The 21,042-nt window shown below is 65.9% G+C and carries 16 protein-coding genes and 1 tRNA gene; 3 read left to right on the top strand and 14 right to left on the bottom strand.

The features are described from left to right. Positions 1–14: 14 nt before the first annotated feature. From ABD188_RS12990 to ABD188_RS13015, 6 genes are all read right to left on the bottom strand, one after another. On the bottom strand, positions 15–1,214 hold the full coding sequence (locus ABD188_RS12990) for a glycoside hydrolase family 3 N-terminal domain-containing protein (protein ID WP_344062913.1): 1,200 nt from the start codon (positions 1,212–1,214) through the stop codon (positions 15–17). A gap of 19 nt (positions 1,215–1,233) precedes the next feature. Then, entirely contained in the window at positions 1,234–2,913 is a 1,680-nt protein-coding gene (locus ABD188_RS12995) for an acyl-CoA dehydrogenase family protein (protein ID WP_344062915.1), read from the bottom strand. After that, the gene (locus ABD188_RS13000; RefSeq protein ID WP_344062918.1) at positions 2,910–3,995 is read right to left on the bottom strand and encodes a zinc-binding metallopeptidase family protein; all 1,086 of its coding nucleotides are present in this window, start codon (positions 3,993–3,995) and stop codon (positions 2,910–2,912) included. The genes ABD188_RS12995 and ABD188_RS13000 overlap by 4 nt, the downstream gene beginning before the upstream one ends. A gap of 49 nt (positions 3,996–4,044) precedes the next feature. Continuing rightward, on the bottom strand, positions 4,045–5,223 hold the full coding sequence (locus ABD188_RS13005; RefSeq protein WP_344062921.1) for a PQQ-dependent sugar dehydrogenase: 1,179 nt from the start codon (positions 5,221–5,223) through the stop codon (positions 4,045–4,047). A gap of 37 nt (positions 5,224–5,260) precedes the next feature. After that, a complete protein-coding gene (locus ABD188_RS13010; protein ID WP_344062924.1) occupies positions 5,261–5,737 on the bottom strand; it encodes a VOC family protein in 477 nt (158 codons plus the stop codon). A 119-nt stretch (positions 5,738–5,856) separates the two neighbouring features. Further along, positions 5,857–5,929 (bottom strand) — tRNA-Ala (locus ABD188_RS13015). 415 nt (positions 5,930–6,344) lie between these two features. Between ABD188_RS13015 and ABD188_RS13020 the strand changes: the two genes are divergently transcribed. The 3 genes from ABD188_RS13020 (at position 6,345) to ABD188_RS13030 (ending at position 7,821) form a co-directional block, all read left to right on the top strand. Further along, positions 6,345–6,704 carry a hypothetical protein gene (locus tag ABD188_RS13020; RefSeq protein ID WP_344062926.1) on the top strand — a complete coding sequence of 120 codons (360 nt, stop codon included), beginning with the start codon at positions 6,345–6,347 and terminating at the stop codon, positions 6,702–6,704. 215 nt (positions 6,705–6,919) lie between these two features. Beyond that, the gene (locus ABD188_RS13025) at positions 6,920–7,096 is read left to right on the top strand and encodes a hypothetical protein (protein WP_344062929.1); all 177 of its coding nucleotides are present in this window, start codon (positions 6,920–6,922) and stop codon (positions 7,094–7,096) included. After that, entirely contained in the window at positions 7,093–7,821 is a 729-nt protein-coding gene (locus tag ABD188_RS13030; RefSeq protein WP_344062932.1) for a hypothetical protein, read from the top strand. The genes ABD188_RS13025 and ABD188_RS13030 overlap by 4 nt, the downstream gene beginning before the upstream one ends. 147 nt (positions 7,822–7,968) lie before the next feature. On the opposite strand, the gene ABD188_RS13035 is transcribed toward ABD188_RS13030, so the two are convergent. The 8 genes from ABD188_RS13035 to ABD188_RS13070 all read right to left on the bottom strand — a co-directional run bounded on the left by ABD188_RS13035 (position 7,969) and on the right by ABD188_RS13070 (position 20,960). Further along, on the bottom strand, positions 7,969–8,721 hold the full coding sequence (locus ABD188_RS13035; RefSeq protein WP_344062934.1) for a M48 family metallopeptidase: 753 nt from the start codon (positions 8,719–8,721) through the stop codon (positions 7,969–7,971). Continuing rightward, positions 8,678–11,770 carry a type I restriction endonuclease subunit R gene (locus tag ABD188_RS13040; RefSeq protein WP_344062936.1) on the bottom strand — a complete coding sequence of 1,031 codons (3,093 nt, stop codon included), beginning with the start codon at positions 11,768–11,770 and terminating at the stop codon, positions 8,678–8,680. Before ABD188_RS13040 ends, ABD188_RS13035 begins: the two co-directional genes overlap by 44 nt. Continuing rightward, on the bottom strand, positions 11,767–13,008 hold the full coding sequence (locus tag ABD188_RS13045) for a restriction endonuclease subunit S domain-containing protein (RefSeq protein ID WP_344062939.1): 1,242 nt from the start codon (positions 13,006–13,008) through the stop codon (positions 11,767–11,769). Before ABD188_RS13045 ends, ABD188_RS13040 begins: the two co-directional genes overlap by 4 nt. Then, positions 13,005–15,452, bottom strand: a complete 2,448-nt coding sequence (locus tag ABD188_RS13050) for a type I restriction-modification system subunit M (protein ID WP_344062941.1) — start codon at positions 15,450–15,452, stop codon at positions 13,005–13,007. The genes ABD188_RS13045 and ABD188_RS13050 overlap by 4 nt, the downstream gene beginning before the upstream one ends. A 408-nt stretch (positions 15,453–15,860) precedes the next feature. Then, entirely contained in the window at positions 15,861–16,211 is a 351-nt protein-coding gene (locus ABD188_RS13055) for a sulfate permease (protein ID WP_344062944.1), read from the bottom strand. Between the two features lie 79 nt (positions 16,212–16,290). Continuing rightward, positions 16,291–19,773: a MobF family relaxase gene (gene mobF, locus ABD188_RS13060; RefSeq protein WP_486348060.1), complete on the bottom strand. Its 3,483-nt coding sequence runs from the start codon at positions 19,771–19,773 to the stop codon at positions 16,291–16,293. Between the two features lie 385 nt (positions 19,774–20,158). After that, complete coding sequence (locus ABD188_RS13065; protein WP_344062950.1) at positions 20,159–20,569, bottom strand: hypothetical protein; 411 nt, start codon at positions 20,567–20,569, stop codon at positions 20,159–20,161. A 133-nt stretch (positions 20,570–20,702) separates the two neighbouring features. Next, entirely contained in the window at positions 20,703–20,960 is a 258-nt protein-coding gene (locus ABD188_RS13070; protein WP_344062953.1) for a hypothetical protein, read from the bottom strand. Positions 20,961–21,042 lie beyond the last annotated feature (82 nt).

Genomic DNA, 21,042 nt, shown 5'->3' on the forward strand with positions numbered 1-21,042 from the left:
CCCTTGCGTCCAGGTCACCCCACCGGAGTGCAGTCGGTGCAGGGCATGAGGCCCCGGCCTTCGGCGGCCAGCTCGAGCCGCAGCTGCGTGACGCGCGTGGCTGCCTCATCGAGACGTTCCGTGGGGAGCGCCCCGGACTCGACGGCGGCGACAATGCCGTCGACGATGCGTGGCGCGCTGTCGGGGGTCGAGAACATCACCGACAGCACCATGTCGTTGCCCGCGGCGAGCGCGGACACGGCATTCGCGACAGGGTCCGAGTAGGCGGGAACTCCCGAAGCCTGGAGCATGCCGAGATCGTCGGTGATGCTGACACCGGTGAACCCGAGCTCATCGCGGGCGATGCGGTGCCATTCCGCGGACAGCGACGCCGGTGCGGTGTCGACCGCGCTGTACACGAGGTGGCCGAACATCAGCAGCTCCGCGCCCTGGTCGATGCCCGCCTCGAACGGCAGCGCGTCGGTCGCCGCCCATTCGTCCTTCGACATGCCGGTCGACGGGATGCCGGAGTGGGAGTCACCCGGGGCTGCGCCGTGACCGGGGAAGTGCTTGAGTGTCGAGAACGCATCGACTCCCTCTCCGTCGACAGCCGCGGCGACGCGGGACGACCCGGCATCCGGGGTCGTGCCTAGCGCTCGGCGATAGATGAACATGCCCGGGTCATCGGTGACGTCCGCGACGATGCCGAAGTTCACCCCGACGCCGGCGCGCATCACGAGAGCTCCCCGGCCGGCGAACGCGTCGCGACTGGCATCGGCGGGCTCATTCTTGAGCGTGACCGAGGAGGCGAAGTCGTCCCACGGAAGGCGCGAGACATCGCCGCCCTCCTGATCGATCGCGATGAGCGGCGGCAGGGCGCCATCCCGCGTGAGCGCGGCGGTGAGGGCGCGCAGCTCGGCCTCGGATTGCGGAACGTTCGCCCCCATGAGGATGAAGCCGCCGACCCCGGTGGTCGCCATGTAGTCCTGGAGCGCCGCGGGATCCGTGGTCGGAATGTGCCCCATCACGACGGCGGCCGCCTTCTCGCGGATGGACATGGCTGACACGAGAGCGGATGCCGCGGCCTGCGTCGCGTCCGCATCCGCAGCGACGACCTTGACGGTGCCCTCCGGCGTCGTGGCTTCGGGTGAGGCGCTCCACGCCGCCGGCGGCCCCGAGAGGGCGAGAGCGCCGGTCATCAGACCGGCGACGAGGATCCCCGGACGTCGCAGCACCTCTTCAGCCTAGGCTCGCTCAATGGCGCGCGACGATCGTGGCGGCATCCGTCCCCCGGGGGAGGACGCCGTACTGTGCCGCGCGATCGTCGCCGAGTCGCGCGGCGATGAATGTCTCGGCATCGAGGGACGGCGCATGGCGAAGCATGAGGGACGCCTGGAGGGCCAGGGCGAGTGACTCGCTGAGACGGCGTGCCTGCGGCTGCGCGTCGACGTCGGCTGCGCCACGAAGGCCGTCGAGGAGCGACAGGGTGCGCGCCACGTGCGCGTCGAGGATGCCGGACGCGCCCTGCGTCGTCGCGAGTTCGTCCCCGAAAGCGGCAGCGGAGTCGGGGTCGCGCGTGAGGGCCCGCAGCACGTCGAGCGCGATGACGTTTCCCGAGCCCTCCCAGATCGCGAGCACCGGCTGCTCGCGATACCGGCGCGCAAGCGGGAAGCCCTCGGCATAACCGTTGCCACCGAGGCATTCCAGCGCCTCGTACGCGTGGTGCGGCCCACGCTTGCACACCCAGTATTTCGAGACCGGCGTTGCGAGGCGCCGCAGCGCCACGTCGCGATCGGAGGCATCGGCTTCGAACAGCTGAGCGAGCCGCAGCCCTGTGAGCATGGCAGCCTCGGCCTCGAGCGCGAGGTCGGCCAGTACCGAGGTCATCGCGGGCTGCTCCACGAGCAGGGCGCCGAAGGCCTCACGACCGCGCGCGTGCCACACCGCCTCGGCGACGCACTGCCGCATCCCCGCGGCGGTGCCCAGCACGCAGTCCAGGCGCGTCCGCTGCACCATCTCGATGATCGTGCGCACGCCGCGGCCCGGCTCGCCGAGCAGGAAGCCGACGGTTCCGTCGAACTCGACCTCCGCGGACGCGTTCGACCGATTGCCCAGCTTGTCCTTCAGTCGCTGGATGCGGAACACATTTCGCATTCCGCGCGGCAGGAGTCGCGGTACGAACAGGCACGACAGCCCCTCCTCGGTGGCGCCGCGACGCGTCTGTGCGAGGACGAGGAATCCATCCGACATCGGTGCGGAGCAGAACCACTTGTGGCCCGTGAGCTGGTACGCGTGCCCACCCATCGAGACTCCGACGGTTGTGCCTGCGCGAACATCGGAGCCGCCCTGCTTCTCGGTCATGGCCATGCCGATCAATGCGCTCGGCTTCTCCTCGTCAGGCAGCAGTCGCGGCTCGTACTCCCGCGAGTACAGGCGCGGCAGCCACTCATCGGCGATCCACGGCGAGCCTTCGATCGACGCGACGGCGGCGTGGGTCATCGATACCGGGCAGGCGTGCCCGGGCTCGACCTGCGCGAAGAGCATGAACATCGCGGCGCGCGCGACGTGCGCTCCGGGTCGTGGCTCGGCCCACGCCGACGTGTGAGCGCCGCGGGCGATGGCCGCGCTGATCCCGCGATGGTACGACGCGTCGTACTCGACCTCGTCGAGCCGGAAACCCCATCGATCGTGGGGGTACGCGGTGGGGGTGTGGATGTTCGCGAGCTCGGCGTCCTGCTGGAAGGATTGCGAGCCGACGAGCGCTCCGGCCTCGCGCAGATCCGAGTCCGCCCAGCCGGCGCCGAATGCGTCGACCGCCGCCCGCAGGGGCGTGTTGAGTGAGTACTCGTCGACATCCACACGCCACGGTGGCTGATTCTCGACGTAATGCGTGAACGCCCCGATGACCCGCTGGCCTCTGGCGAATGTCGTCACGCGCGCTCCGTCTCTTCCACGAAAGCAAGCGCGTACTGCTCGGCCGTGGTCAACGGCGCGCGCGTGACGATGTCGTGCATGAAGGCGAGCTTGTGGCGGACCGGGCCGGCGATCGTGAACGGGTAGAGGTCCCCGAAGCCCATGGCTCGGTTGATCCGGTTGAATCCCTGCGACATCCACTCCCAATCCGACAGGAGTCGCTGGATCGGCTCATCCGCGTACGACTCGAGCGGCACGACATCCGTGTCGCGCAGGTTCGTCACCGTGGAATCGAGATGAATGCCGATCGCGGCCGCGGTCTGCAGGGTGCCGGTGATGTGGAGGTAATGCGCCCATGTCTCGGCGAAGTCCTCCCAGGGGTGCATGGTGGCGTACTCCGAGATGAAACCCTGATGCCAGTCGGCGGGTGCACCGAATTTGTAGTGGCGCTGGATGGCGTCACGATAGCTTGCGCGCTCATCGCCGAACAACGCGCGACACTGCGCCCAGCTTTCGTCATCCCGCAGCAGCACGTTCTGGTAGTAGTGCCCGACTTCGTGACGCAGGTGCCCGAGCATGGTGCGATACGGCTCGCCGAGCCGCACGCGCAGCGCCTCGCGGCGATCGTCGAGACTCTCGGCCAGGTCGATCGTGACGATTCCGTTCGAATGCCCGATCATGACCGGCTTGCCAGCCGACAGGCTCGAGATGAGGTCGAACCCGAGCCCCCCGGGCTTGACATCCCATGGCACGATCGGCAGTCCGAGATCGCCGAGCTGCAGCACCAGCCGCCGCTTGGCCTCCTCGGTCTTGGCCAGCTTCTCCAGCGCGACGGTGTCGTTCATCGCAGGCCGCGTGCGGGTGAGTCGGCATGAGAAGCACCGGCCCGCCGGGGCGTCCTCCCAGACGAGCCAGTTGCAGTCCCACTCCCGATTGGAGCACGTGTACCAGGTCTGGCCGTCGATGACGACCTGACGATTCCGGATGCCGTAGAACTGTCGAGTCAGGATGTGATACCCGAGCTCGGCCTCGCAGTTCGGACAGTTCAGCGCGTCCAGGTAGAGGAAGTGACGGCAGTGCGGGCAACGAGGCTGAGAGCTCACGACATCACCGTAGCGCGCGATGAGGCAGCGCGATCGGACGGATGGAACATCACGGTGCGGGCTGGATCGGCAGACGCAGCAGGAGGTCGTCGTCGGGTCGCGGGTCGCCCCGCCCGTCGGTGTTGTTGGTGAGCACCCAGAGTGCACCGTCGGGCGCGAGCACGGCATCTCGCAGGCGACCCTGCTCGCCCACCATCGCGTCCGTCGGGCTGCCGACGACCTCGCCCTCGGCGGTGTCGATGATCCAGAGCCGCTCGCCGCGAAGGCCGGCCATGAACAGCGTGTCGCCCACGGCGGCGATGCCGCTCGGACTCGCCTCCCTCGTCGGCCAGACGGCGACCGGCTGCGCGAAATCGTCCCCGTCAGCCATGCCCTCGACGATCGGCCAGCCGTAGTTGCTGCCAGGCTCGATCCGGTTGAGCTCGTCCCACGTGTTCTGCCCGAACTCGCTCGCCCACATCGTGCCGTCACTGGTCCACGCGATGCCCTGCACGTTGCGATGGCCGAGGCTCCAGACCGGCGAGTCGAGGGGGTTGCCGGGCGCCGCGTCACCCTCGGGGGTCAACCGCAGGATCTTGCCGCCGAGGTTCTCGGGATCCTGCGACGCGTCGTGATTCTGCGCGTCGCCCGTCGTGACGTACAGCATCCCGTCCGGGCCGAAGGCGATGCGCCCGCCGTCGTGGGTGCTCGCCCGCGCGATGCCCGAGAAGATCACCTCGGGCGCACCGAGTCCGAACGCACCGGGCTCGCCGGTGAGCGGCATCCGCACCACCCGGTTGTCGTTCGCCGCCCCGTGGTATGCGTACAGCCACGTGGTGTCGCCCTCCTGGCGCACCGCGAGACCGTGGAGCCCTGACTCGCCGCCGGACACCACCCCCGGCACGGTTCCGGCGCTGCGCAGCTCACCGGAAGGTGTCAGCTCGAGAATCGCTCCGTCGTCACGCTGCGAGATCAGCGCACCGCCGGCGCTGAGCGGCACCACCGACCACGGGGCTTCGAGACCCGATGCCAGGGTCGTCGCACCCGACACGATGCGCCACCGTCCAGCGGTGACGGGCCCAGCGGGTGCCGATGCCGAAGGCGCCGCCGATGCAGACGGCGGCACCGGCCGATTCGCGGGTGCCGATGTGCAGCCGGATGCCGCGGCCAATGCGGCGAGAACGCTCAACGTGATGGCGACTCGCGCCTTTCCGCGTCTGTCGCCGTCGCGATCCAGAACCGAAAGCACGCCGAAACGTCGTATCGAGCTCGGCGACCGGTGCATTTCACCCCGCGGCGGCAGCGGCCTCGATCGTTGCGATGTCGATCTTGCGCATCTGCAGCATGGCCTGCACGGAACGGTGGGCCCGCTCAGGATCGGGATCGCGGATCAGTTCGATGAGGCGATCGGGAACGATCTGCCACGACAGTCCCCAACGATCCTTGAGCCAGCCGCACGGCTGCTCCTGACCGCCGTCTCCGGTGAGCGCCGCCCAGTACCGATCGACCTCGCCCTGGTCGGCACACGACACGTACAGCGAGATCGCGTCCGTGAAGGGGAACTGCGGGCCCGCATCCATCGCGTAGTAATCGCGCCCCGCGAGTCGGAAGTGCGCGTGCATCACCTTGCCGCCCATTCCCGGCACCTCGTCGGGGTACCTTCCGATCGCCACGATCTCGGACTCCGGGATCAGGCCGGTGTAGAACGCGATCGCCTCCTCCGCCGAGTCGTCGAACCACAGGAATGGCGTCACATCGCCCATCGGTGCCTCCTCGCCCCGCTCCCAGAGTCGCCGGTTGCGTGGCCGGGGTCAAGGGGGGTCCACCATCGCTCGGGGTGGAAACGAAAGAGCCTCCCGACAGCGGGAGGCTCAATCTTCGGTGGACCTGAGGGGACTCGAACCCCTGACCCCCTGCATGCCATGCAGGTGCGCTACCAGCTGCGCCACAGGCCCGGATGGTCACGCGGATACCCAAAACCCCCGGAATCCTGCCCTTCGGCTTCACTCCAGTGGTGACAATGGCAAGCATACGTGACTGGGCTTCGAGAGATCTGGACGCACCTGGAGGGACTTCGAGGTATCTGAACCGTCGAGTAAGTGTCTACATCTCAAGTCCGAGCCGCCCGGGGAGTGTCCCTTGTCGACGCCGCCGCGCCCGCCGGTGATCGCTCGCCGTCGAGGATCGCGATCTGCTCCACAGACGGGCGCTCCGCCCACCCACGGCTGACCTCGCAGAAGGACTTGTTCGGTGCTGGATTGCGGGCGCGCACCTTCCCGATAGAGAAGGGAGCTCGAAATGCACAGCATCAGCCCCGCATCATCCGATCCAATGGCGCTGTCGGTCGCACCACCGGTCGAACATCGCTGGATGAGCATCGTCTTCATACAGGGCGAGGAAGCCGGCGCCGTCCTCGACATGATCGACAAGGCCGGCCCCGAAACCGCAATCCATCATCTATCCCAGTGGGACTTCGGCACCGAGACGAAGGATGCCGCGCTGGTCAACGGCTACGTCTACGCGGAGATCCCTCAGAGTCCGACCGACCGTGTCGTCCGAGACAAGTCTTCCGGGTACGCACTCACCTACAACCATCAGTTCGCATACGTGTCGCTTCTCCGCCGCTTCGATCCGGTCGTCGAGGACGTACGAGGATCTGTGGCACCACCGGCGCGGTTGGGATTCGAAAGGCAACGGCCCGCGCGCCGCGCGAACGGGCTGCGACTCTGAACCACATCAACAATCCCCCTCGGCGGCAGGGATCCCTTGCCGGTCGTCGACCGCTAGAGGGAGGTCGCCGTGCGCTCGGATATCCTCAAGCGGCTGCCGAGGATGTCGGAGCGACGCCAATGCATCGCCACTCGACCATAGTCGCGGCTAGGGCGATGTCTGAGGTCGGTGGTCTACTGTGAGTCCCAATAGAGGCAGGAGGTTGCCATGGCCCCGTGATCGACGTCACTCGTGAGGAACTGCTCGCGCGTCGCGCCGACATCCTGCATCGCATCGAGCTCAGTGAAGAGGAGTTCGATGCTGTCCGGGCCACCCGAAGCCTCTCCAGCGAGGAGTGGGAAGCCAAAGAGGAGCTCGAGGAAATCGCCTTCCTCCTCGGCGCCGACAGGTGACGGTCGACGAGTCACCTTTGGACGACTTGGATCAGCGTGCGGCAGCATTCGCGCAGGAGGTCCAGGACACGCTCGCTGGTGTACTTCCGGGCACCTTCCAAATCGTGTCGATCTCGCACGGCGGCCGATATGTTGTTCGACCAGCTGGCGACCAGCCGGCTAAGCAGCACATCCCGCTGTACGTGGATGGCCAGAAGCTCGCGACTCTGGGGGTTCAGAACTACCTTGGGCTCGACAGCTCGGGGACGTTCCTCAAGACATGGCGTTCGAAGATCGCCGTTCACTCGACGCTCGACCGAACGCCCCTCGTCAGGCAGGAGTTCGATGCGGAGATTTCGGAGGGCGCACCGCTCGCCCATTGGCACGTACACGCCGACCGGGGATCGCTCTCGCACTTGCTCGGGCGAGCGCATGCGGTTCGCGGGGACGTGGTCAGAAAGCCTCACGACATGTCCTCGCTTCACTTCCCGGTTGGCGGAGAGCGCTTCCGACCCTGCCTAGAGGATGTCCTCGAGTTTCTTGTTCGCGAGTTCGGCATCGACAGCAAGCCTGGCTGGGAAACGGTAATCAAGGCGGGCCGCGCGAGGTGGCGCCGAACGCAGCTGCGATCGACTGTGCGCGACCTTCAGGACGAGGCTGCCGAAGTGCTCCGCCGACACGGATGGTCGGTCGAGCCACCCGAGTCAGATCGGTCCGAGGGCAACGGGGTGCTCCACCGGTGGTAGCCAGGACACTCGCCATCTCGCTCGCGCCGAGGTGGTGGATGGGGATCCTTCGGCGGCAGCCACCGTCGGACAATCACGACCCCGAGCGGCAGTACGCGTGAAGGGGCTCTCGCGTGAGGACGAACCGTTCTCGCCCGTGCCGTGGTGTCACCCCCACTCCTCCTCGGCGAGCGGGGCTTCGTTGAGTTCCTCTCGGCGGGCCCGCCAGTCGGGGAGGAACTCGTCCATGTACGCGACGAAGCGATCGCTGTGGGTGCGTTCGTGGAGGTGGGTCAACTCGTGGACGACAATGTACTCGAGGCAGCGCGGGTTCTTCTTCGCCAACTCGGGGTTGAACCAGATCGTCCTCGAACTCGCGATGCAGGTTCCCCACTTGGTCTTCATGCGACGGACAACGATCTTGTCGGCCTCGGCTCCGATGATCGGCTGCCACTTGGCGAGCAGCGGCGGGATAGCGGCCTTCACCTCGCGGCGGTACCAGCGGTCGAGCGTCGCACGTTTCTCGTCCGCGTCCGATCCCTCAGGTGTGACGACCCAGAGTGTCTGACCCTTGATCTCGACGTGGTGGTTGCCCGCTGTGCGGGAGATGTCGAGGCGGTACCGCTGTCCCCAGACGTAGTGGGTCTCTCCTGATTCCATCCCCCGCTTGGTCTGGCGCTCGGCGCGCTGCAGCTCCTCGCGCTGTCGTTTGATCCATGGGAGGCGCTGCACGATCGCGAGCCGGATGGTGTCCTCGCTCGTGTTCTCGGGCGCGGCAACTCGCACACGGCCTACCGGCGGGTAGACCGAGATGTGCATGTTCTTGATGTCCTTGTAGACGACATCGATGCCAAGTCCGGCGACCGTGAGGTAGGCGTTACCGGAACTCATCGTGCTGCCCGAGAAGGGTGAGAAGGTCATCGATCGTTGCGAGCGGGAACCCGGCGGGAAGCTCGTCGTGGAGTGCGCGCGCGAGCGCCTTTCGCTTGATGGGGTGCGAGACCCAGTCGTGCTCCTTCTGCCTCTGGACGGTGTGGAACACGTCCTCGACCTCGATGACGACGTCGGCCGGCCATTCGAAGTCCACAAGAGCGCGTCGCGCGGGCGTGGACGCCCATCCCGGATAGGCCCCGGTCGGTGCGCCGGTGCCCACCTGGGCGGCGAGCGCGACGAGGTCCTTGAGGTAGTCCGCGTATGCAGCAGCGTCCTGCTTCTGCCTGTCGATGAGGTCGTCGATCAGCTTGGACATGCTGTCGTAGTACTTCGGGTTCATCGCCCGCTCGTCGACGATGGTGCGACGGACGTTGTTGACGATCGTCTCGGCCACGGCCGCGGGGTTGTTTTTAATGCCGTCGGGCAGTGAGTCGAGCGCACTCATGCCGTTCTCGACGATCAGGTGCACGAGGCCCTGGTCGAGGGTGGCCACCTTCTCGACTGGGTCGGCCTGAATGTAGGTGTCGAGGAGGGCGCGCATGCCTGCCTCGAACTGCTTCACGTCAATGTTCTCGCCCGCACCGACTTCGACCTCGTTGCGGACGGCGACGTAGTGCGCGACCTCGTCCTTGATCGCCTTCGCCTCGACGGGGCCGTACCCGGCGGTGTCCATCTCGTTCGCCAGCGCACCGAACGCGCGAACGAGGGCCGCGACGCCCTTGTAAAGCTCGACCCGCTTCGGTTCGTTGGTCTTGATCTGCTCAGCGTCGCCCGGCTCGGACGAGACGAAGTAATGCTGGTACTCGAGGGTCCCCTTCGGGGGCTTCACCGGCTCGCACAGGGCGCGGATCTTCTCCAACGCCTCGTCGAGGTCGGCGCGGGCCTGGGTGATGCGGTCCTTGAGGAGTCCGTCGACGTCCTCTTTTGCGTAGTCCTCGAATGCGCCCGAGGTGTAGTCGGTGATCGCTTTGTCGAGCGACTGGAACAGGTCGCGGTAGTCGATGACGTAGCCGTAGGTCTTGTCGTCCCCGTCGAGCCGGTTGACCCGGCAGATGGCCTGGAACAGGCCGTGGTCCTGCATCTTTTTGTCGATGTACAAGTACGTCGCACTCGGTGCGTCGAAACCGGTCAGGAGCTTGTCGACGACAATGAGCAGCTGCATCTGACCGGGCTCTTCGATGAAGCGCTTCTTCGCGTCCTTCTCGAACTCCTCGATCCGGCCGACCGCCTCGTCGGCGGGCACACCGAAGTAGTCGGCGAGCATCTTTCGGTAGATCTCGTACTTTCGAAGTTCCTCCGTGTCGCCCTCGCCGGCATCCTCCTTGGAGATCGCGGTCGCGTTCGGGACGTAGCTCGACACGATCGCGCACTTGCCCTTGAACCCGGCCTGCGCGAACAGCTCGTAGAACTTGCAGGCCTGGTAGACACTGTCGCCGACAAGCATCGCGTTGCCCCGTCCCGAGACCAGGCGCGGCTGGGTGGCGAAGTCGAGAAGGACGTCCTGGACGATCATCTCGGCGCGAGCTTTCGCCGAGAAGACCTTCTGCATCGTCCCCCACTTCTGCTTCAGGCGCGCCTTCGACAGATCAGTGAGGCCCTTGGTCTTGGTGTCGAACCAGGTATCGACCTGCTTCGAGCCCTTCAGCTCCTGCTCGATGTTGCGCGCTTCGTAGCGCAAGTCCAGAACGACGCCGTCGCGTACGGCCTCGTCGAACTTGTAGGTGTGGATGAACGAGCCGAACGTCTCGATGCTCGTCGCCTTGTCATCCTTCAACAGCGGCGTGCCGGTGAAGCCGATGAACATAGCGTCGGGCAGGAGCTGCTTCATGGCCCGGTGCATCTTGCCGCTCTGTGTGCGGTGAGCCTCGTCGACGAAGACGAACAGGTTGCCCTTCGCGGCGAAGCCCGCGGGGAGCTTCGCATGGAGGTCGGCGAGGAACTTGTCGCTTTCCTTATCAAGCTCGGCGTCGTCGTCGGAGCCCCGGAACTTGTGCACCAGGGAGCAGATGAGCCAAGGGTGTGCCTGGTTGAGCCGCCCGATCAGGTCCGCGCCCGAGGCGGTGCGGTAGATGTTCTCATTCACACCGCCGAAGACCTTCTCGATCTGTTCGTCGAGTTCAGTGCGGTCGGTGATGATCAACACGCGGGCATCGTCCTGGTGCTCGCGAATCCACTTCGCCAGCCACACCATAGTGAGACTCTTGCCCGAGCCCTGCGTATGCCAGATAATGCCGCCCTCACGGTCGGCAACCCGCTCCTGAGCGGCCTTCACGCCGAAGAACTGGTTGTGACGGGCGGTCTTCTTAACTCCTGCGTCGAAGACGATGAAGTCACGGATCAGCTCGAGGAATCGCTGCTTCGAGCACATCTGGAGCAATGAGCGGTCAAGCGGGCTCGGTTCGTCGCCAGGCTCTTTCCACTGCAGCCAGTACTTCTCCGGCGTCTCGATCACGCCGTATCGAAGTCCCTCGACGTCGTTTCCGGCGAACAGGAGCTGGACGGTGGTGAAGAACGGCCGGACGAAGTGCTGGTTCTGGTTGCCGATGTTTTGTCGGATGCCCTCGCTGACGTTGACGTAGGAGCGCTTCAATTCCACGACGCCGAGGGCGATGCCGTTTACGTAGAGCACGATGTCGGGGCGCTTGCTGTGCTCACCCTTGATCGTGACCTCCTCGGCGACGACAAAATCGTTGGCGAGCGGGTTCGTCCAGTCGATCGGCCAGACAGTCTCTGTCGCCTCACCGACGTCGCGCTTAACCTTTACGCCGTATCGGAGGAGTTCGTAGAACTTGCGGTTCCCGTCGTAGAGCTTCTGACCCACGCCGAGCGACGCCGCCGTAAGGAGCTGGGAGACCGCGCGATTGACGATCTCGTCGTCGTGGCCGCGCCCGGCGAGGCTACAGCGCAGACGGGCCTCGTCGATGTTGGAGTTGTCTTGGTCCTCGCGATTGCCGCCGTAGATGTAACCGAGCTGCTCATGGAACAGCTTGACGACGCGGTTCTGCGTCTTCCGCTCGACCTGACCGACGGTGCTCATGCTGCGACCTCCGACACCAGCCGGGTCCGCCCGGTCAGTAATTCCTGCATCATGCCCTGCCTAACCGCGCGGGCCGACTCCAGTCGACGCTGCAGCGCAGCGATCTCAGCATCGGCATCCGTGAGCACGCTCGCGATCGCTCGCTGTTCATCAGCGCTCGGCAGGACTAGATCGATGCTCGAGACGTAGCTGCGTGTAGTCGCCAGCACCTTCGTGCCGGCAGCTAGTCGCAGGAGTGACTCGCGGAAAGTCGGAATGAACTGCAGGTAGGCCTTGAAGCCGTCGGCGAGCACCGTCTTGTCGAATCGCGCTGCGATTGTGTGGAGCCCGGGTACGACGCCTTCGGCAGGTACAGAGGTGATCTCGACAGACTTGCCTACGCCCGCGGGGTCCTCGGAAGCGTCGGCGAACACCACATCACCGGGTGCGAGGCGTCCTGCTCGACCCGCGAGTACGGCCGATGCGCGGGGCATGTCCTTCGCCGTCGCGTCCAGCCGTACGGCACTCGTCGTGTGGATATCGCCGTAGTGCAGGTACTTCAAGGGCGAAGTCCGGTCGAGCTGGTCACGCGAGAGCGGGACGCTCCTGACAAATGACACGTGGTCGCCGAGGTGGACCTCGCGCCATTCGCCGGCGAAGCCGGGGAGGCGTGTGTGGCCGGACAGGAGCTCCTGCATCACCCCATTCTGGATGTCTCGCTTCTTCGCGATCAGCCGCTCCAGCGCAGCCACCAAGCTATCGATCGACTCAAGTGCTTCGACAGTCCACGCTTGCTCGCTCGCCGGCATTACAGGTAAGGGAACGCGCAGCAGGTTCTCCTTTGTGAGATGAGCCAGCGTTGCCTTGCCAACCACTGCCGAGAGTTCCCCAGTTGCTGCCCACCGCTCCAGATACGCAACAAGCAGCCTTGGACTGTAGCGGCCACGCGATCGAAGGCGGTGCAGCGTGTTGAGGAAGTAGGCTTCCGCGAGTTCCCCGCGCCAGACCGCGGCGCGTCCGATCTCCCCGCCCTCGCAGACGAGGACATCCCCTTCGGTCAGTCGAAGATCGCGAATGTCAGCCGGCGTTAGTGGTGCTTGGATCGACTCCCCTACCAGCACCCGCCCCCATCGCACTCCGCGGTTGTTGATGCACCACCGCAACTCACCTCGGTTGACGGCCGCGTCCAGACGTTTGCCGAGTTGGACGTCAAACTCCTGGGCGACCGTGGAAAGCTCCCACTGGGTTGGCGTGCTCACACCGTCACCCCCATTTCGGCGAGGTGGTTGGCGACCTTGGCAGTGAGGACATCGAGCTCAGCATCGAGCTCGTCCAATGTGGCCTCGTAGCGATTGGCGAGCACTCGCAAACGCGTCGTGAACCGTTGCACCGAAACCACCAACTCCGCCGAGATTCGGGCAGCGATTGTCGCGCCCCACTTGTCGTCGATCACGAGGGTCTTGATGTCGTCGGGGCTGAGCTGGCCGTATTGCACGAGAGCCTTCTCATCGAGCTTGCCCGCCGCGTCCTTGACAGCCTTCTTGGCAGCGGCCTCGGCGGTATACAGCCTCGTGACGTGCGTCAGCGCGGCGATCTCCTCCGCCTCGGCATTCTCCGCCTTGGCGATTTGTAGGCGCTTCTTCGCAGTGGCCGCACTGATCTTGTCGTCCTCGACAGCCTCCCACAGCAGGCCATCCTCGACGGCGTGCTCCGCGGTGTACTCCTCGATCGACTGTGTGACGGCTCGGAGGCCTGCAATGAGGTTGTCCACCTCGGCCCTCTCACCGGCGAAGTATCGGGCGACGACCAGGTTCGGCGGGATGAGGTCCATGACCCATCTCTTGGCGTTGGTGCCAGTGCCGAAGCTCAGATGGGAGTCCTCATACTTGGTCTTGTTGTTCTTGTCCTTCCACGTGCGCGCGGCCCGGGGCTTGGCCGCGGCATCCCATCCATCGCCGACGATGAGGGCGACGTCGTCGTGCATCGAGGTGTTCCAGTAGCTCATGAATTGCTCGTAGACGGCGTACTCATCGAGCAAGCGGTGCGAGCGGAACGCTTCGAGCAGTGACTCGCCCAGCTCGAAGGCGAGATCGTTCGGCCGCGTCGTGCCCCCAACCCCTTCGAGCACCGCGCGTCTGGCCTGCCACCAGTCATCGACCTGGCCCGACGTGTCTGCGTTGATAGTTGGGTACTTCGTGGAGCCCAGCACGGCCGACTCGATGCTGCTCGCACCGTCGATCAGTTCCGAGTAGCCCTCGCGCAGGGGCTCGAAGAGTTCCTCGCGCAGGCCAGGGAAGGCGTCCCAGTAGAGCTCAAGGTCATCGAGATCACGCTCCGGGATGCCGCCCTGAAGGTGGGCACGCAGGTCCTGAATGTCCTCCGGCTCGGAGGAATCGATGTAGCGCGGGAGGTTGAGGTTGAAGTCGTTCTTTGGGTCTTCTATCTCGCTGTTCGCCACGAAGCGGGAGAATCGGGCGATGTCCGCCTCGCGCACGTAGGCGTCAACGATCTTGTGCATGTCACGCGGGCGCAGGCGATTCTTCGCACCGTCCTTCTCGAACCCCTTCGACGCATCGATCATGAAGATGCCGGCACGGTTAGCGGCATCTTTCTTGTCGAGCACGATGAGGCAAGCGGGGATGCCGGTGCCGTAGAAGAGGTTCGCGGGTAAGCCGACGATCGCCTTGATGTAGCCGCGCTTGATGAGGGCCTTGCGGATCGTTGCCTCGGCGTTGCCTCGGAAAAGCACGCCGTGGGGCATGACGGTGACGCCACGGGCAGTGGACTTGAGTGACTTCACCATATGCAGCAGGAAGGCGTAGTCGCCGTTCTTGTCGGGCGGGCTGGCGAACCCATCGAACCGGCCGTAGTCCTTCTCCCAACCATTCGTCCACGTCTTGACGGAGAACGGCGGGTTGGCAACGAGGTAGTCGAACGTCATCAATTGCTCGCCGACACGGAACTGCGGCTTGGTGAGCGTGTTCTCCTGGCGGATGTCATGCGTCTCATTGCCGTGGAGGATCATATTCATCCTGGCCAGCGCCCAGGTCGCGTTGTCGTTCTCCTGGCCGTAGATCGTCAGGCCATTCGGGGCGGCGTCGGCGGCCTTGATCAGCAATGAACCCGAGCCGCACGTCGGGTCGTAAAGGGTCGTCCCCTTCGGCGTGTTCGCTGGGATCTGGAGCAGTTCCGCCATGACGCGCGACACCTCGGCAGGCGTGTAGAACTGGCCCTTGCTCTTGCCGGCCTGTGTAGCGAAGTGGCGCATCAGGTACTCGTAGGCGTCTCCGAGGAGATCATCACCTTCGGCCCGGGAGCCAGTGAAGTCCATGCCCTGGAAGATCGCGATGAGGTTGGAAACCTTGTCGACGAGGTCCTTGCCGGAACCGAGCTTGGTCGGGTCGTCAAAGTCGGCGTTGTTGACGACGCCCTGAAGGTTGTTCGCGTCGGCCAACTTGCGGATCGCAACATTGACCTTGTCGCCGATGTCCGACTTGCCCTTGAGCGAGATCAGGTAGTCAAAGGACGCGTCCTCTGGAACCTCGATGAGGGCGAACGGATCGCCCTTCGCCTTGTCGGACACGTACTTCACGAAGAGCATCGTGAGGACGTAGTCCTTGTACTGACTCGCATCCATCGAGCCGCGCAGCTCATCGGCGCTGCTCCACAGCGAGCTGTAGAGATCGGACTTCTTCATTGCCATTAGAGCGCGCCCATCCCGTAGGTCCCGACCGCTGGCCCTCCGGCCACTCGCTTCGACGTGCTCATTTGGTTCCTGAACCCCCATGGCTGACGGCGCGTCCCGGCGGCGCACAGTCCTTCAAACCTACCGAGGAGCACCGACGGGACGCGTCGGCCTCGCATATCGGTTCGCGCGCCAGCGCCTCTGCAATCTTGACGAGGGGAAGCCAACCAGGGTTCTGGCGCAAATCGGACGCGCCCGAGCAGCGCCCAAATGAGGGTCCTTGCGCGGGCGGACAGGAAGCTCGGCGCCGAATTCGGCGTTCGTGCACTCGTTCCGCACGTTTGACCAGTGCAATGACATGAACGGTGAGCGGGCGGCTACCGCGCCGCGACCGCGGGCTGACGCTGGCGCGTTGAGGCTGACTTCTTAGCCGACCGACAGCGATCTGGTCGAGGCCACACCCGCGCCGCGGTAGCGCCGCTCAATAGCCCGCACGCGCGCCAGCCGCACGACAGTGATCGGACCGTTCACAACGAACTTGATCGCGTTCCACAGGCACACCAGTACCAGCAAGTTGATCCAACCAGGCGCTCCTCCGGCCGCCCACTGCGCGAGCGATGCGGCGATCACGACGTAGACGACCGCGAGGAGCATGGCAGGAACGCCCCATTTCAGCCCGCGGCGGGTGTGCGTCGCGCGGATCAGGATGTTCGTCGGCATGGTCCGCTGGAAGAACGCGCAGATGCGACTCACGAAGGCGATCAGCAGTTGGAACATCGGCCTGCCCTCCTTCAGGCGTGGGCTTGCGGTTGCGCTCAGGGTAGGCCCGCCCTTCACGCGCCGATAGGACCACGGGCTACAGGCTGTTGACAACGCGCGTGCGCGCAGGTGCCCGCTGTGGCTGTGCAGGAGCTTCGGTCCGCGACAGCCAGATGGGGCGATCGCGCTCCATGGCTGCGGCCGCGGCATCCATCCGCTGATTCGGCGAGGTGGCGCGAGCGCCGAGCGCGTCATCCTCGAAAACGCTGTACCGGTCACGGTACGCAGCAACGATGCGCGCCTGCTGCCGCCAAAGACCCGCTCGCGCCGGATCGACAGGGACGCGCCCGAGCGGAGTGATCCACCTCTCCCCCGACGCCACCGCGGAATCAACGAGCGCCGACGCTCGCTCCTCGATGAGACGCGCTCGTTCCTCGAGGGCACGCCGCATCTCGGCATCCATCTCCCCCATCGCCGCTGGAATGAGACCGGCGATCAAGCGGCTTCCACTTCCCTGCGAACTGCCGCTCAGCGGCTGCGCGAGAACGCGCTCAAGGCGCCCGTGGAGCACGGCCGCGGCATCCTGAGCATCTTCGAATCCACGCGCGGCGGCGATCCGCGGAAGAAGCGCCTCGACGTTGTGACCGAGCGCTTCGGCGCGTCGAAGGCCCGCGGCCAGTGCCCCGAAGGCGTCCGACGCGATTGCCGCTTCGGCCAGTTCTGCAGGCAGCCCGCACGCGTGGATGAGGCCTGTCCACCGTGGCCGCTGAGCGGACGCCGCGATCGTGTCGTACTCGGCAGCGAGCTGCGCGATCGACCCCCAGCTCTCCTGCTCGGCGGCGATCGTCTCGTGGGCCGACTGCTCGGCGCCGACGTGGCCGAGCACGCCTGCGAGGATGTCGCGAGCTGAGGCATCCGGGCGCTCACCGGGGTGCCGAGCAGAGTGGTTGGCGTCGGGGCGCGCCACGACCACATACGCCGTGTTCGAGACTCTCCCCCGCGTCATCGCGACGTACAGGTTCTCGCGCGTCGTTCCGGGCTCGACGACCGCGTGCGCGGTGTCGGTCGTGATCCCCTGCGCGCGATAGGCGGTCACCGCGTAGCCGAGGTCGACGTTCTCAGCCACGTACCTGGCCGGCAAGGTGAGCGGTCGGGCGCCGGCGCGGTCGGTGTTCAGCACACGCAGCGAGCCGTCGCGACGCACCGTGACGACCTTCCACCGCGCGCCGTTTCGCACCCAGTCACCTCCCGTCCGCAAGCGGCGGTCGTTCTTCCGGGTGATGACGACATCCCCGACGGATGCTGCGGACTCATCCCGCAGGGGTGCTTCGGCTGTGGCATCCACGACGCCCAGGAGGATCAGCTCAGCGCGTGCCCGTCTGTTGAGCGTGGCGACCGCCTCGCCCGTCTCGGCCACGAGCACTGACGACATCCCGGCTGCCATGTCTCGGAGCCATGCGCTGTACGCGGCGTCGGACATGGCGTCGGCGTCGCCACCGATGATCCGGTCGCGTGCGGCGTATGCGTCCAGCGCGTGCAGTCGGCCATTGCGGAGGTCGAGGGATGCCTGCTTCTCCCACGCGTTGCGGAAGCGATGGACATCGGCGAGCTCGGGAGCATCGGAGCGTGCTTCGACGAGCATCCGGAATGCGCCCCCGGCGTCGACCGACTGCACTTGTGCCCAGTCCCCCACCAGGAGCACTTTGGCGCCCTCGTGCGTAGCCAGCGCGCAGATGCGATCCAGCGTGAGCGTGCCGGCGAGGGATGCCTCGTCGATGATGACGAGCTGGCCAGCGCGCACCGCTGTGCGGCCTTGGCCGTGCTCATGTAACCACTTGGCGGTGTTCTCGGTGGCGATGCCAAGGTCGTTGGCGAGTTCGCGTGCGGCCGCTGCGGAAGGTGCGAGCCCGATGACCGAGCCGCGGCCGTGCTCGTGTTCCCATGCGAGGCGCAGCGCGTGCATCGCGGTCGTCTTGCCAGCGCCGGCAGGTCCGATTAGCACGTCGAGCGAACGCGCTGAGGTTGCGATCGATTGGAGTGCCGTGCGCTGATCCTCGCCGAGCACGATGCCGTGATTGCGGCGTGCACGCTCGGCATGCTCGAGGGTTGCAGCGCTGACCACCGGCGCGCCGGTCGCGTGCGACGCGAGCAGTCGCTCCTCGGCGTGCAGCAACGCGATCGATGAATAGCGCTCGGAGTTGCGCGGGCGAAACACGCTCGTACCGTCTGCACGTCGGAACTCGGCGGGTGAAACGGCGAGTTCGGGCGGCGTGAGCTGCACGGAACGACGCTCCGCGGCATCCGTGATCATGCCGACGATCGCCTCGCGGTCCTCGGTTGCGGCGAACCGCCACGCCATCGTTTGGCGCGCGGCTTCGGCGTAGAGGTTCCAGCGGGTCCACGTCGAGCGCCGCTCGCTGGCGGCCTCGACGACGCGCGCTGCGACCTGATTCAGGATGCCGGGCTGAACGTCCTGCGCGCGCAACGGCGTCGATGGGTCTTGGTGGGTCACCGTGTCACGCGCCCAGGTAGTGGCGTCACGCCCGAGCACGCGGCTGGCCCGCGAACGCCACTCGCTCGTGAGATCGACGAGCGATCGGAGTTGCTTCTCGGGACGCGTCGTGAGCGTCGCCTGCTGGCGAAGGCGGATGATCGTCACCTTCGACGGTGCGCGACCGTGTGTGGCGATGTACTCCTCGATGAGCCTGTCCTTCTCGATGTCGATGTGGCGCGAGCGCGATGAGAACTCGGTGACGAGCGACTCGGGCACGGTTGCGATTGCCCAGACCGGGTTGCGGTCGGCTTCGCGGTCGCGCCGCTCCCATCGGACGCCGAGTGCACGCGATAGATGATCGGCGAACACTGCGGTGTGCAACTCGGACAGCGCCACCGTCGCTGCATGCAAGGGTCGACCGTCGAGCGAGCGCCACTTGTCGTCGAACACGGTGCGCACCTTGTTGCTCACCACGACGTGCGTATGCAATTGCGGATCGCCCGCGCGGGAGTCGAAGTGATCGAAAGCTGCGGCGATGAGCCCTGTCACCTCGACCTGCGCGACTGCGCCGTCGCGGCCCGCTTCGCCGGCTCGGGTCGCGGCGAGCTCGCGCTCCATGAAGGCGAGCACTTCGTCGATCGCCTTGTGGTGCGCGGCGGCGATTGTGGCCTGGGTGTTGGCGTCGGCGACCGCCCAGAGGACGGAGGCCGACTTGGGCAGCGAGAAGGTGAAGTCGTAGCCGGCGACGGCGCGACGGCGAGTCGGTGTCGGCGTATCCGCGGCCGGACGGTCGGGGCCCGCCTCGGATGCCGCGTACTCGGGATAGGCCCGGCCGAGCGGTGCGCCGGTTCCGGGGTCTCGGCCCATCCCCAGGAGCAGCTCGAGTTGCGCCTCAGACACCCGCGATCCCGTGGCGATCCTGCCGTCGGCCAGTACTGGCAGCCCGCTGCCGACCCAGCGCCCAGGCGGCGTGCCGGCCTCGGCGTAGTAGCGAGTCAGCGGGGTGGAGAGCGGTCGGTCGCCGTCCGCCGCGGCGACGGTGCGGAGGAGGTACTTGTAGCCATCCCCCGCGCTCATCACCCGCATGGACACCGACACTCGACACCGCCTCTCCTCCGACAGAGAGGTGCGTCGCCGGGCCCGCCTGAGCACGCTCCTCCTTGATCTGCAAGACGTGTGGGCGCAGATGCGCTCAGTGGGCGGTCAAGCGGGTCCCAACATTCCGAGGGGGTGCTGCTCAAACGCGGCGCGGAGCGCGACTCGCAGATCGGTCCAGTCCGCTCTCGTCAACTAGGAGGCAGGAGGCATGCTGGGCATCACGGGAGACCGGCACCGACCGCCTGACAAGTTCGCGCAGGGTGAGAAGGCTAACGTCGCACACCTTCTTGATGTAAAGCTTGCTCACCCCGGTCTTTGTTGGCCGAGACTGCGGGTCGTACCCTCTGCACTGAAGCCTGAACTGCTGCGATGTCTATGCCTGTTGTGCGCGGGGCGATGCCGATCCAAATCGGCCGACCGCCGAGCGCGTCATCTGTTGCACACACCATCGCGCGTACGTCGGTCCGAAGAGGAGGCCGAGCAAGCTCCTGGGGTGCGGCGGACCGTAGTCGATTCGCACCGTGAGACGGCTTCCGGATGCCTGCGGTTCGATGTGGAACCCGAATTGATATGCGCCGATCACGATGAGCTTGACGTCCAAGGTCTGCCAGGTCTTCCCCTCCCCCGGGATGCGTTCGATGACGACTTCCTCGAGGTAGAGATCGAAGCCGAACGCTCGGCCCCGCATGATCACGTGCGAGCCGACTTCCTTTCCGCCGTCTGGTCCGAGGACGAGCTCCATGCGCCCACCGCCCATCATCGGCGAGCTGTTGCTTGAACTCATGTGGACCGCGAGGTTTCGGTGGTCATCGAGGAAATCGAATAGCTCTTGCGGTGCGCAGGCGATATTCGCGGTCTCCTCGGCGTGGTGTTGGAACGCGCCCGTTCGCCGATCGTTCGTCGTCATGGATGCCCTCTTATCCTTGTGCGGCTGAGCTCGGCCGCTCCAGTGCACGAGCGATCTGACCGAACTCCCCCGGGCTGATCTCGCCGCGTTGCAGGCGTTCCTCCGCGATCTGACGGGCCGAGTTCGGCGGGGTCGGTAACGCGCCCGATCGAGCGGAGAATCCTGTCGAGAAGAGACGGACGATGAGCACGATGAGTGCCGCAAGGACGAGGAGCAGAAGGACTGTTCCGACCCACATCCATCCCCACCCGAAGCCGCCGTACATCATGACGGGCCTCCTTCCTAACGCAGGTGTACGGAATCTCAGGATCATGTTGCTCCTGTGGTCACCGGATGGGGCGGGTCCAAGG

The organism is Microbacterium pumilum, assembly GCF_039530225.1.
Taxonomy (GTDB): domain Bacteria; phylum Actinomycetota; class Actinomycetes; order Actinomycetales; family Microbacteriaceae; genus Microbacterium; species Microbacterium pumilum.

Excerpts from the sequence above, each read along its gene's own strand:
- ABD188_RS13010 (WP_344062924.1), bottom strand. The coding sequence starts at position 5,737 with ATGGGCGATGTGACGCCATTCCTGTGGTTCGACGACTCGGCGGAGGAG.
- ABD188_RS13020 (WP_344062926.1), top strand. The coding sequence starts at position 6,345 with ATGAGCATCGTCTTCATACAGGGCGAGGAAGCCGGCGCCGTCCTCGAC.
- ABD188_RS13035 (WP_344062934.1), bottom strand. The coding sequence starts at position 8,721 with ATGACCTTCTCACCCTTCTCGGGCAGCACGATGAGTTCCGGTAACGCC.
- ABD188_RS13040 (WP_344062936.1), bottom strand. The coding sequence starts at position 11,770 with ATGAGCACCGTCGGTCAGGTCGAGCGGAAGACGCAGAACCGCGTCGTC.
- ABD188_RS13050 (WP_344062941.1), bottom strand. The coding sequence starts at position 15,452 with ATGGCAATGAAGAAGTCCGATCTCTACAGCTCGCTGTGGAGCAGCGCC.
- ABD188_RS13055 (WP_344062944.1), bottom strand. The coding sequence starts at position 16,211 with ATGTTCCAACTGCTGATCGCCTTCGTGAGTCGCATCTGCGCGTTCTTC.
- mobF (WP_486348060.1), bottom strand. The coding sequence starts at position 19,773 with ATGCGGGTGATGAGCGCGGGGGATGGCTACAAGTACCTCCTCCGCACC.
- ABD188_RS13065 (WP_344062950.1), bottom strand. The coding sequence starts at position 20,569 with ATGAGTTCAAGCAACAGCTCGCCGATGATGGGCGGTGGGCGCATGGAG.
- ABD188_RS13070 (WP_344062953.1), bottom strand. The coding sequence starts at position 20,960 with ATGATGTACGGCGGCTTCGGGTGGGGATGGATGTGGGTCGGAACAGTC.